General features: G+C 58.8%; 14 protein-coding genes. 1 reads left to right on the top strand and 13 read right to left on the bottom strand.

Annotated features, from left to right (window positions below; all coding sequences use genetic code 11):
- Position 1 precedes the first annotated feature (1 nt).
- From BK662_RS23100 to BK662_RS23080, 5 genes are all read right to left on the bottom strand, one after another.
- The gene (locus BK662_RS23100) at positions 2–400 is read right to left on the bottom strand and encodes a YfeK family protein (RefSeq protein ID WP_123359840.1); all 399 of its coding nucleotides are present in this window, start codon (positions 398–400) and stop codon (positions 2–4) included.
- 71 nt (positions 401–471) lie between these two features.
- Positions 472–708 carry a hypothetical protein gene (locus BK662_RS35435; protein WP_123359841.1) on the bottom strand — a complete coding sequence of 79 codons (237 nt, stop codon included), beginning with the start codon at positions 706–708 and terminating at the stop codon, positions 472–474.
- 124 nt (positions 709–832) lie between these two features.
- Positions 833–1,069 carry a hypothetical protein gene (locus BK662_RS23090; RefSeq protein ID WP_007904583.1) on the bottom strand — a complete coding sequence of 79 codons (237 nt, stop codon included), beginning with the start codon at positions 1,067–1,069 and terminating at the stop codon, positions 833–835.
- A 61-nt stretch (positions 1,070–1,130) separates the two neighbouring features.
- Entirely contained in the window at positions 1,131–1,919 is a 789-nt protein-coding gene (locus tag BK662_RS23085) for a DeoR/GlpR family DNA-binding transcription regulator (RefSeq protein ID WP_123359842.1), read from the bottom strand.
- Between the two features lie 211 nt (positions 1,920–2,130).
- Positions 2,131–3,024, bottom strand: a complete 894-nt coding sequence (locus BK662_RS23080; RefSeq protein ID WP_123359942.1) for a LysR family transcriptional regulator — start codon at positions 3,022–3,024, stop codon at positions 2,131–2,133.
- 85 nt (positions 3,025–3,109) lie between these two features.
- Between BK662_RS23080 and BK662_RS23075 the strand changes: the two genes are divergently transcribed.
- Positions 3,110–3,946: an NAD(P)H-dependent oxidoreductase gene (locus tag BK662_RS23075; RefSeq protein ID WP_123359843.1), complete on the top strand. Its 837-nt coding sequence runs from the start codon at positions 3,110–3,112 to the stop codon at positions 3,944–3,946.
- A gap of 367 nt (positions 3,947–4,313) precedes the next feature.
- Here BK662_RS23075 and BK662_RS23070 read toward each other — a convergent pair whose 3' ends face one another.
- The 8 genes from BK662_RS23070 to BK662_RS23035 form a co-directional block, all read right to left on the bottom strand.
- Positions 4,314–5,024 carry a GntR family transcriptional regulator gene (locus tag BK662_RS23070; RefSeq protein ID WP_123359844.1) on the bottom strand — a complete coding sequence of 237 codons (711 nt, stop codon included), beginning with the start codon at positions 5,022–5,024 and terminating at the stop codon, positions 4,314–4,316.
- A 69-nt stretch (positions 5,025–5,093) separates the two neighbouring features.
- Entirely contained in the window at positions 5,094–6,116 is a 1,023-nt protein-coding gene (locus BK662_RS23065) for a proline racemase family protein (protein WP_123359845.1), read from the bottom strand.
- Positions 6,117–6,127: 11 nt separating this feature from the next.
- Entirely contained in the window at positions 6,128–7,609 is a 1,482-nt protein-coding gene (locus BK662_RS23060; protein WP_123359846.1) for an aldehyde dehydrogenase family protein, read from the bottom strand.
- An 8-nt stretch (positions 7,610–7,617) separates the two neighbouring features.
- Positions 7,618–8,904, bottom strand: a complete 1,287-nt coding sequence (locus tag BK662_RS23055) for an NAD(P)/FAD-dependent oxidoreductase (RefSeq protein ID WP_185047177.1) — start codon at positions 8,902–8,904, stop codon at positions 7,618–7,620.
- Between the two features lie 109 nt (positions 8,905–9,013).
- Positions 9,014–9,895, bottom strand: coding sequence for a 4-hydroxy-tetrahydrodipicolinate synthase (dapA, locus tag BK662_RS23050; RefSeq protein ID WP_123359848.1), 882 nt, complete (start codon positions 9,893–9,895; stop codon positions 9,014–9,016).
- 23 nt (positions 9,896–9,918) lie between these two features.
- Entirely contained in the window at positions 9,919–10,584 is a 666-nt protein-coding gene (locus tag BK662_RS23045) for an amino acid ABC transporter permease (RefSeq protein WP_123359849.1), read from the bottom strand.
- A 10-nt stretch (positions 10,585–10,594) separates the two neighbouring features.
- Positions 10,595–11,266 carry an amino acid ABC transporter permease gene (locus BK662_RS23040; RefSeq protein WP_123359850.1) on the bottom strand — a complete coding sequence of 224 codons (672 nt, stop codon included), beginning with the start codon at positions 11,264–11,266 and terminating at the stop codon, positions 10,595–10,597.
- A gap of 11 nt (positions 11,267–11,277) precedes the next feature.
- On the bottom strand, positions 11,278–12,099 hold the full coding sequence (locus tag BK662_RS23035) for an amino acid ABC transporter ATP-binding protein (RefSeq protein WP_123359851.1): 822 nt from the start codon (positions 12,097–12,099) through the stop codon (positions 11,278–11,280).
- Positions 12,100–12,108 lie beyond the last annotated feature (9 nt).

Genomic DNA, 12,108 nt, shown 5'->3' with positions numbered 1-12,108 from the left:
ATCATTGACCTTGCCGTTGCCTCTGTAGCTCAGTCTTCAGCCAGAGGTTGGCGGGTTGTACGCCTGCCGGACAGCGCACTTCATAGGCGCGGCCACTCATACTGCTTTGGCTGGCCGCCAGCTCGATGAAGTCTTCGGCGCTGTTTATCTTGTTTCTGTCTTCGAGGTACGTCAGCTTCTTCTGCAGATGCGCCCGGGCTTGAACGCCCGGGTATTCGCTTCCATTACGCACAAACCGGCACTCACTGTGCTCGACAAAGTCCAGCAAGCTGTTTATTTCCTGAGTGGCTTGAGGTGGGGTTTGCGCCTGTGCATCGAGCACCATGGCGGTCAGGCCAATCCCTGCCGCAATCAGCCATAGGCTGAGGGGCCTGGCGATACGTCCAGTCAGAATTCCCATGGTTGGGCCTCGCATGAGCAATGGCAGATCAGAGCGGCGGTGCCCTCCGCTCTGAAGGCTGACGGCAAGTCTCAATCGTCGTCGCGGTCGTCATGGTCCCGATCGCGGTAACGACGGCGATCATCACGACGGTCGTAATCCCGGTCATACCCTCGATCATCACGTTGGTCATACCCTCGGTCATGGTCGCGACGGTATTCACGGCGGTGATCCCGATCATACCTGTCGTCATCTTCCCAGTGAGGAAAGCAGCCTCCCAGCAGGAGGGTACTTGCAATGGCCAGGGTCATTATCGCGGTGCGCTTCATTTAAACGTCCTAAAAGGTCAGAGCTACGGGGATGAGGTGACGCTGCCCGCGAATTCAATCGCAGTGCGTTCAAACCCATAGCTACGACCTTCCAGCCGATCAATGATTCAGTTATCGCCGGGTCTTACAGCGTTCTTTGACTGTTACCGATGGTTTTGGCTTTTTCGATGGCCCAGTCCAGTGCGGCCTCCATGTCCAGCAGATGCGGCGACGGATGGTTGTCCTCAACGATGGCCGAGCCGTCCGGCCAGTAAACACCGATGAACATCCCCAGCGAACCGTCTCTCAATATCTCGGCCTTAACCTTGATCGTGCATCCGTTCGATAGCGTTTCCGAGTGGATCATATGGCGCTCAGTCATGACTGCATTCCTCCCGTCGTAGCTATCAGCGTAACCCATGCAGCGCTGACCGCGATGACGCTCAAGCGTCCACCTGCACCACCTCGATCCCCAGTTTCTGATAATCCTCGATATTGCCCGAGGCCACGTGACGTTCGGTGATCAGGGTATGCACGCGGTTGCAAGGCGCAACAACGAAGGGTTCCACCGCCCCCAGTTTGTCCGCGGTGGTGACGGCAATCACATGGGAAGCGCTGGCGAGCATCGCCTGCTTCACCGGCACCTCATCGAAATGCAGTGAGCTGAGGCCGACTTCCGGATGAATGGCGCAAACCCCGGTAAACACCAGGTCGGCCTTGATGCTCTCGATCAGCCGCAGCGCTTCATGGCCGCCGGAAGACATCGTCGCGGGATTGAGCTGACCGCCGGCGACGATCACCGTGATGCCTTTGTATTCGGCGAGGGTGATCGCGATCATTGGCGAGGCGGTGATGGCTGTGATGGAGATATCAACGGGCAGCGAGCGTGCGATCTGCAGTGTGGTGCTGCCGGAATCGAAAATCACGATCTGGCCATCTTTGACCCGGCGTGCGGCGAGTTGGGCCAGCCGGGTTTTCACCTCATCGGTTTCGCCGACCCGGGTGAAGTAATCCTTGCCCGTGTCCTTGGGCCGCGGCAGCGCCCCGCCATGCACTCGCTGCACCAGCCCGGCGCTGGCCAGCTCCGACAGATCCCGGCGAATGGTGTCTTCGGACACTGCGAAATGCTGGCTCAGTTCGGAGGCCATGACCTTACCGTCGCGCTCCAGGATCAGCAGGATTTTTTGACGGCGCAACTGCGGGAGTTCGGCGCTGGAATGCTCAGCCTGCATGGTTATGCCTGTTTTTGCGTGTTTGTGCGAGATTAGCCAAACGGCGGGATGAACACAACTGGCAGCAGAAGAATGCAGGCTCATGTCAGGCGCAGAACTTGTGGGAGCGAGCCTGCTCGCGAAGGCGGCGGCAACCCAGCATTGATGTTGCCTGACACACCGCAATCGCGAGCAGGCTCGCTCCCACATGGGATGCGTTAACTGAAATAAATCACAACGCGCCCACAATGAACTCCCGCAACCATTGATGCGCAGGGTCGCGATGAACACGCTCGGGCCAGAGCATCGACATCTCGTAACCCGGGACATCAAGCGGTGGCTCGACCACTCCCAACGCATCCGCATCGCGAACCAGCCGCGATGGCAGCATCGCCACCATGTCAGTGCTCTCCACTACCGACCGCACAAACAGGAAATGCGGGACTGAAAGCACCACCCGGCGTGTCATGCCCACCGCCGAAAGCGCCTGGTCGGTGACACCCTGAAAACTTCCGCCATCCCGCGACACGATCACGTGGTCGAGCTCGCAGAATTGCGCAAGTGTCGGCCGTTTTTTCAACTGCGGATGGCCGGCACGGCCCACCAAAACATACTGCTCGGTAAACAACGCGCGACGTCGCAAGCCGAGGGGAGCGTCCTCGCTGGTGTGAAAAGCCAGATCGATTACCCCCTGCTCCGCTTGCTTGGCGATCTGTGACGGAACCAGGTCAAACACCGCCAAACGCGTGCCCGGCGCTGCCGAACGCAGCCCGGCTAACGCAGGCAAAACGATAGTCGTCTCACCGTAGTCGGACGCCATGACATTCCACGTCTGGCGTGCCTCGGCCGGGTTGAAAGGACTGGCGGGCGACACGGCGCGCTCCAGGGCTTCAAGTGCCAGGCGCAACGGCTCGCGCAACTCATCGGCCCTGGCCGTGGGCCGCATGCCCCGCGGTCCTGGTAATAACAGCGGATCACCGAAAATGTCCCTCAATTTGGCAAGATGAACACTCACCGAAGGTTGAGACAAATTCAGGCGTTGCGCCGCACGGGTCACGTTGTGTTCCGAGAGCAAGACATCAAGGGTCAGCAGCAAGTTGATGTCCAGGCGTCGCAGATTATTCATGGTAATACCTGGCATATTGGTTATTCATTTCCAATATACCGGCTAAAGTCTGATTCTGCTGGCTCCTGACACTGGAGACTCAGCCATGAAAGTTCTGCTTGTTTATGCCCACCCCGAACCCAAATCATTGAACGGCTCGCTCAAAGACTTTGCCGTCAAACGCCTGGAGGCCGCTGGCCATCAGGTGCAGGTCTCCGATCTATACGCGATGGACTGGAAAGCCTCGCTGGACGCCGATGACAGTCCCGGCCGGCCAGCCGAATCGCGGTTCAATCCTTCGCTGGACTCCAAACTTGCCTTCGAAGAAGGCCGGCAAAGCCAGGACATCGCCCTCGAACAGGAAAAACTGCTCTGGGCCGATGCCGTCATTCTGCAGTTTCCGCTGTGGTGGTTCTCGATGCCGGCGATCCTCAAAGGCTGGGTGGAACGCGTTTATGCCTATGGTTTTGCCTATGGCGTAGGGGAGCATTCCGATGCGCGCTGGGGCAACCGCTATGGAGAAGGTACGCTCGCGGGCAAACGGGCGATGCTGATCGTCACTGCAGGTGGATGGGAGTCTCATTACAGCCCTCGGGGCATCAATGGGCCCATCGATGACCTGTTATTCCCCATTCAGCATGGCGTACTGTTTTACCCCGGCTTCGACGTGCTGCCACCGTTCGTGATCTATCGCACGAGCCGAATGGATGAGGAGAAATTTTCAACGACCTGCGACGCGCTCGGCCAACGGCTCGATGATCTCTGGAAAGCCGCACCGATTCCTTTCCGGCCGCAGAATGCCGGGGCGTATGACATCCCGCAGCTTACATTGCGTGCGGAGATTGCTTCGGATCAGACTGGCTTTGCGGCTCACGTCAGACAGGCGGAACGCGATGGACCAGGCGTGCGTGCGCCATTCGCAAAAGCGCGCGCCGCCGTGTAGAACAAACTGGCTACCCGCAAACACGAAAAAGCCCGCACAAGGCGGGCTTTGGAAATCGATGTAGGTGGCCAGCGCTGGTCTCTGGCTTACAAGGTTTATCGGGCCTCTCACAGAACAGGATTTTTAACTTTAGGCTGTTCTGCCTCACACGGCATAAGGGCTGGATCTCAGCGCGGAGATCTTTCTAACCGTGTACCCTTGGGAGCGCGCCCCACGCTTCCTCGCTATCCCTTTGCGCATCAGTCTGCGTCTTCACCTACAGCTTCAGAATAGCAAATTGATCGAAGCCTGGGTCGGGCTTTTTAGACCGATTCTTTTCTAGGGGAATCACCGGCAAATGGAAAAATACTAACGCGACCGTGACGATCTAATTCACGGACATGCTGCCAGTAAGGTTCTGCTGCATGTAAGCCAGGAAGCGACGCTGAAACAGCATGGTGTGTTCATGCGCGGCCTGTTCGGCCTCATCTGGATTGCGCGCCGCGATGGCGTCGATCATTTCATCATGGTCACGCCCCAACCGCGTGCTCGTGCTGGCAGCACTGATGATGTAGTCGAAATGCAGATGCAGCAGTCGCTGGCCTTCCCCCAGGAGCTTCTCGTAATAGTTGATGAAGTAGGGATTCTTGCCGGCTTCGGCAATGGTCATGTGGAAGGCTTTGTTCATTTCCGACATCGCCTGAAAATCCCCGGTGCTGACGGCTTCCAGATAGGCGGCATCGGCGGCGCGAATACGCAACAAGTCGTCTTCGGTGCGCTGTAACGCCGCCAGCCTTGTGACGGCACGCTGAATCAGGTCCAGGGCGGAGATGTAATTAGGGAATTCTTCGATCTCGAACGGTGTCACCAACGTGGTGCGATTGGGCAGAATCGTGACCAGCCCTTCGCTGATCAGTCGCGCCAGAGCGTCGCGCACAGGCGAGCGTGACAGCCCGAATTGCGCCGCCAATGACACTTCATCCAATGGCGTGCCCGGCTTGAGCTTGAGCGTCAGGATCTGTTTACGCAGCTCTTCGTAAATGTAACGCCCACCATGGCGTTTGACGCTTGCGTTGGGTTCAGCGGTGTCTTTGCTCATCAGGCAGCTCTCAGCGGTGCGGGCCGGACGTTTGTCCGGCCCGCAACTTTAGCATCAGCCAAGGCTCGGTTAGAAACCTTCGCCCCAGGTATCGCTCAGCATGAACCCTTCACGGAGCGGGTCGTCCGGGTCCACGCCGATCTGATGCAAACCATATACCCAGGCACGCCCGGTGATTCTCGGCAATACCGCGGGCCGATCCCCCACCTCGGTCAAGCCCAGCAACTCGACCTTGAATTCACCACCGATGGTGGAACGCGAGGTGAGCTGGTCGCCCGGGCGCACCAGACCGCGCGCGCTCAGGGTCGCCAGGTTCGCAGAGCTGCCCGTACCGCACGGCGAACGGTCCACTCGGCCGGGCGGCAATGTGGTGCAGGTTTGCCAGGTTTTATCGTCGAGGCGATTGCGGAACATCACATACGCGACTTCATTCAGCTCTTTGATCAACGGGTGGCGGACCACTACCTGCTCGTTGATCACGCGCCGCAAACGTACCCCCTCGCTTGCCAGCGTACGGGCGTTTTCCGGGGCGATACTCAGGCCGATCTGATCGACATCCACCAACGCGTAATAGACACCGCCAAAAGCGATGTCAGCCTTGATCGGTCCATATTCGGCGGTTTCGATGACCACGTCCAAATGCTCGACGAACGAGGGCACCATATCCAGCGAGACGCTGAGACAGCGCCCATCCGCACACTGGGCACGCGCCGTGACCAGGCCGGCCGGCGTGTCGAGCACCACGGTGGTGGACGGCTCCTGCATCGGCAAAATGCCCAGCTCCAGCAACGCGGTGACCACACAGATGCAGTTGCTGCCGGACATCGGGTGAGCCTTGTCCGCTTGCAACACAATAAAGCCAGCCTGAGCCTCTGGCCGGGTGGGCGGCAACAGCAGGTTGACGGACATTTGCAGGCAGCCACGGGGTTCCAGCACCACGAGCCGACGCAGGCTATCGTCCACCTCGTTGATATAGTTCATCTTGTCGAGCATGGTTTTGCCGGGGATGTCGAGCACGCCACCGGTAATGACTTTGCCGATCTCGCCTTCGCAATGCACGTCGGCCATTTGCAGGGTTTTCTTCCAGCGCATCTCGGCCTCCTCTACTTGATGTACCAGCCCCAAGGCTGCTGGCTGTCATAACGGGTGATCTGCTTGGTTTCCAGGTAATTGTTCAAGCCCCACTCACCCAGCTCACGGCCGATCCCGCTTTGCTTGTAGCCGCCCCAAGGCGCTTCGGTGAAGGTTGGCTGCGAACAATTGACCCAGACGATACCGGCCCGCAGTCGGCGCGCGACTCGCTCCGCCCGCTGCAGATCCGCAGACATCACCGCCGCCGCGAGACCGAAGCGTGAATCGTTGGCGCTACGCAATGCCTCGGCCTCATCGTCGAAAGGACGTACGCACACCACCGGGCCGAAGATTTCCTCTTTCCAGACCCAGCTCTCTTCGGGCACATCGGCAAAAATCGCCGGCGTCAGGAAGTAGCCTTTTTCACAGTCAGCCGGGCGCTTGCCGCCGTACAACAAGGTTGCGCCCTCCTCCTGCCCTTTGGCGATGGCTTCCAGCACTTTGTCGTATTGGCCACGGCTCACCAGCGGACCAAGCAAAACGCCTTCTTTCAGGCCATTGCCGATGCTCAGGCTTCGGGTCTGTTCGACCAGACGCTTGAGCAAAGGCTCGTACAGATCACGCTGGACCAGCACACGGGAGGTCGCTGAACACACTTCGCCCTGATTCCAGAAAATCCCGAACATGATCCATTCGACGGCAGCGTCGATATCGCTGTCATTGAAAATGATGAACGGCGACTTGCCGCCCAGTTCCAGGCTGATGTTTTTGATGTCGCGAGCCGCCGACTGCATGATCTTCGTTCCGGTCGGCACGCTGCCGGTGAAGGCCAGTTTGTCGATGCCCGGATGCTCACTCAACGGCGCGCCGGCCTCGCTGCCCAGACCGGTCACGACGTTCAACACACCGGCGGGCAAGCCGGCCTGATGGGCGATGTCGGCCAGCTCCAATGCCGTCAGCGGCGTGAGCTCAGACGGTTTCAACACCATGCAGCAGCCCGCCGCGAGCGCGGGGGCGACTTTCCATGCCGCCATCAGCATCGGAAAGTTCCAGGGAATGATCGCGCCCGCGACACCCATGGGCTCTTTACGGGCGATCGAGCTGAAGCGTTCATCCGCGAGGGCGATCGGTTGCTCCCGATGTCCATCGAGGTCTTCGGCCAGATCGGCATAGAAGTCGAAACAGCCCGCCGTATCGCCGATGTCCCACAGGGCTTCCGGCAAAGGCTTGCCGTTGTCTCGTACCTCAAGTTCGGCCAGGGGCTGCAGACGCTCGCGAATCCCGGCGGCGATTCGGCGCAGCACGATGGCACGTTCAGCCCCGGTCATCTGCGGCCAGGGACCGTCATCAAACGCGCGGCGCGCGGCTTTCACCGCCAGGTCGATGTCTTGCGCGGTCGCGGCGGCCACGCGGGTGATCACACACTCATTGCTCGGGTCGATGGTCTCGAAGCTGCCGCCCTTGGCGGGGCTCACCCATTGGCCGTCGATGTAAAGCAGGTCGTAGGATTTCATGAATGGCCTCAATTGAAAGCAAAGCGTTTGGCACTGAATGGGGTCAGGTCCTGGGCAGGTTTGCGCCCGGCGACCAGGTCTGTAATGAGTCGCCCGGTTGTAGCACCGAGGGTCAGCCCCAGTTGACCGTGGCCGAACGCGAGAAATACGTTTTTGAGCCGATCACTACGATCGATCACCGGTTTGGTGTCCGGCAGAAACGGCCGATAACCCACGCCGTATTCAAGGTCGTCGATCTTCAACTGAGGAAGGATCTTGCGCGCCTTCTCCAGGATGATTTCCGCACGCTTGTAATTAGGCGCGGCATTAGGGCCCGCGAACTCGATCGTTCCGCCTATTTGCAGGCCTCGGGTCATCGGTGCGAAACAAAAACCGCCGTCGGCGTAAATCACCGAGTGACGAACCTCGACACCGGAATGCGGGAGCAGCACTTGATAGCCGGCAATGCCCGCCAGAGGCACGCTGGCGCCTGTCTGTTCGAAGAATTGTCGTGAGCCGGTGCCGGCCGCGATCACCACATGATCAGCGGCATAACGCTCACCGGTGGTCACGGTCACGCCGCTGGCACGGTCTGCGACCTCATCGATGTGCTTCACCTGAGCACGTACCCTGACGCCGCCCTGATCGACGAAACTTTGCGTCAACGCGGCAATAAATCCTTTGGTATCGCTGACCGCGCGCCAATCGGGAAACAGCAGCCCGTGGCTGAATTTACCGGCCAATGCAGGTTCAAGGTCGGCGATTGCTGCGCGATCCAAAACCTGCGACTTGAAGCCGAGGGACCTGCGCAGCTCCATATGCGGTCCTTCCTGTTCAAGCCCTGCAGCCGTGTCAAAGACTTCGATGATCGGGCGTTCGCCCATCAACGTCTTGTCTGCACAGGCATCCAGCAGGGGCGCATAGTCTTCATAGACATGATGCGTCAGCGTCGCCATCTCATTGGAAATCTCGACAATCCTGGAATGCCGCGCGCAGGCCAAAAACCGCATAAACCACGGCAGGATTCCCGGCAAGGCACTGGGTCGCAACGCCAATGGTCCTTTCTGATCCAGCAACCAGCCCGGAATCTTTTTCAGTATTCCCGGTTTGGACAACGGGATGACTTCACTCACCGCCATTTGCCCGCAACTCCACTTGGCCGTGCTGTCGCCCGGCGCCTCGGGATCGATCAACGTGACTCGATAACCCTCGCGCTGCAGATACAAGGCGCAGCAGACGCCAACGATGCCTGCGCCAATGACAACGGCGGTTTGGCGATCGGCTTGCTGCTGGATGGGTGATTGCATAGGGGTCATAAACACCGTCTCTCTTTCATGAAGCCGAGCCCGTACAGGTGGAACCCATCCTGACACGGACACGCCATTACCCGCATCGGCCCGCGTGGAGGCCGATGCGGGAAAAGTATCAGCCTTGCAGCTTCTCGAACTCTTTGCGGAATTCGGTTTTTTCCTCAGGCGTCAGCGGCAACAGTGGCATGCGCGCGATACCCACTTCAAAGCCAGCCAGTTCGCATCCGTATTTGACCTTCTGAATGAACTTGCCGCTTTCCAGATTGGCCATCAACGGGAACAGCGAGCGGACGATTTGCTGCGCACCGGCCATGTCACCCGAGGTGTACTTGTCGTAGAACGAAACGATTTGCGGCGACAGGAAGTTCGCCGGTGCGCAGATCCAGCTGGTAGCGCCCCACAGGAAAAAGTCCAGCGCCTGGTCATCGGAACCGCAGGACAGCTGAATTTTGCCTTTATAGTTTTCACCGATCTCAATGGCGCGCAGCAGGCTGCCTGCGCTTTCCTTGATGCCAATCACCCGCTCATGATCCTTGAGCGCATCGAGCACGCTATAGCCCACTTCAACGTTAGTCCGGATCGGGTAGTTATAAAGAACCACATTCACATCCGGGACGGCATCGAGAATCGCTTCGTAGTGACCGATCAGCTCTTCCTGGGTCGGAATGGCGTAGTACGGCGGCGCGATGAGCAGGTTGCTGTAACCGATGTCGCGAGCCTGTTTGACCTGCTCGATCACTTCACGGGTGCATGAGCCGTTGGCACCCGCGATCAGCATGCCGCGATCACCGACCACCTCACGGACAGTGGCCATGACCTGACGACGCTCATCATTGGTCAGCGCGTAGTATTCGCCCGTAGAGCCCAGTGGCACGAAACCGCTCACACCCTGCTCGAGTTGATATTCGATGATCGATGCAAGGACGTCGTAATCGATGGCACCGGATTGATCGAACGGGGTCACCAGGGCTGGCAGGATGCCTTTGAGTTGCTGCATGGGAGTGTCTCCAGTGTGTTGAGTTAGTACGCGTAGCGTCTGAGCATCCGGGTTTCGATCACGCCGACCAGTCGGGTCAGGGGGAACGCCACCAGGAAATAAATCACCGCCACCGCCGACAGGAACTCGACCGGGCGTGCGGTGCTGTTGGAAATGTTCTGGCCGACGAACATGAGGTCCGCGATCCCCACCGACGAGATGAGCGCGCTTTCCTTGAACAGGCTGACCACGTTGGAAAGCAGTGGCGGGACTGCGCGCAAGAGTGCTTGCGGGAAAATCACGTAAAACACCTTGTTCCACGACGCCACGCCAAGGGCAGTGCAGGCATCGTGTTGTTCGCTCGGAATGGACTTGAGCGCGCCGCGAAAGGTCTCGCTGGTGATGGCGGTCATGTACAGCGTCAACGCCAACACCACCGATACGTAAGGGGGAACCGAGATACCGAATACGACAGGCAGGCAGAAAAAGATCCAGAACAGTTGAATCAGCAACGGCGTGCCGCGAAAAAGCTCGACGTAAAGCCCGGTAGGGATTCGGATCAAGGGGCTTTTCGAGAGCCGCAAAAGGCTCAAGAGAAACCCGCAAACGCTACCCAGTACGGCGCAGCTGACGGTGAACGCCAGCGTCAGCGCCAGGCCTTTGGCCAACACCTGCCAATAGGAAAGGACCACCATGAAATCCAGTTGCATCATTGTCTCCTCAGCGCGCGAGCGCAGTGTCCTGGCGTCGCTCTAGCCACTGCACCAACTGCGCGATGGGCAACGAGAGGGCGAAGTAGATCAGGGCAATCAGCGAGTAAGTTTCGAGTGGGCGATAGGCTTCAGTGGCAATGCTTTTGCCGACGTACATCAGGTCAGCGACTGCCACAATGGCAACCAGCGCACTTTGCTGGAGAATTGAAATGCCGTTGGTCATCAGCACCGGCAGCGCGGTGCGCACGGCTTGCGGGAGAATCACGTAAAGCGTTCGCTGCCACGGACGCAGACCCAGCGCAACGCAGGCATCCAGATGTTCGCGCGGAACCGCTTGCACCCCTGCCCGATAGGCTTCTGCGTTGAACGCGGTAAGGTTCAGCCCCAGGGCCAGTACGCCCATGGTGATCGGATCGATGAACACATTGAACAGCATCGGCAAGCAGTAGAAAAACCAGACGATCTGCAACAAGGCCGGCGTGCAGCGGAAGAACTCGATGAACAGCTGAGCGGGCCAGCGGATGAAAAACCAGCGGTTCAAGGTCAGCAGGCACAGGCCAAAACCGAGTATCAGCCCCACCACGTTCGACACCAACGCCAGTTGCAGGGTGACCTTGAGGCCTTCCCACAGGGCACCAAAGTTGCCGGTCAAAAAATGGAAATCAAATTGATAATTCATGGCCGTTATCCTCAGTCCAGGTGCAGGACTTTTTCGAGGAATTCGCGGGTGCGCGGCTCCTTCGGCTGAGTGAAGATCTGCGCGGGAGGCCCCTGCTCGACGACCTTTCCATTGGCGCAGAACACCACCCGCGAGGCGATGTTCCTGGCGAAGTGCATGTCGTGGGTGACGATGATCATGGCCATTTTTTCTTCTGCCAGTTGCATCATCACGTTCTGCACTTCGGTCACCATTTCCGGGTCGAGCGCCGAGGTCACCTCGTCGAACAGCATCAGCTTCGGTTCGAGCATCAAGGCTCGGGCAATCGCGACACGCTGCTTCTGCCCGCCGGAGAGCTGGCTCGGATACGCATTGAGCTTGCTTTCCAGACCCAGGCGAGCCAGAAACAGCCGAGCCTTCTCGGTCGCCTGGACCTTGGAGAGTCCGTGAACCTTCATGGGCGCCAGAATCAGGTTGCTCAAGACCGAAAGATGCGGGAACAGCGTGTAATGTTGAAACACCATCCCGACCTGGGTTTGCAAGCGCACATCCAGTGGCTTGCCGTGATTTCTCGCATTGCCATCGATGTAAGGCTTGCCCTGGAAGCTGATCGTCCCGCCCTGAATGCTTTCAAGCCCCATCATGACCCGCAGCAACGAACTCTTTCCGCTACCGCTGGGACCGATGATGACCAACCGATCGTCAGCGCGCATATCCAGGTTCAAATGGTCCATGACCACCAACCCTTCGCCATAGGATTTGTAAACATCGCGAAGCTGGATGAAGTCACCGCCGGCCGAATCAGGGACGAACGAAGCCTGTGGCTGGGCGGCCACCAGTAAAGGAGCTGTCATAGGGGGTCT

The organism is Pseudomonas frederiksbergensis, from assembly GCF_003732275.1.
GTDB lineage: Bacteria > Pseudomonadota > Gammaproteobacteria > Pseudomonadales > Pseudomonadaceae > Aquipseudomonas > Aquipseudomonas frederiksbergensis_H.
The sequence above is the reverse complement of the archived record's forward strand: the minus strand, read 5'-3'. Positions and strand labels throughout refer to the sequence as shown.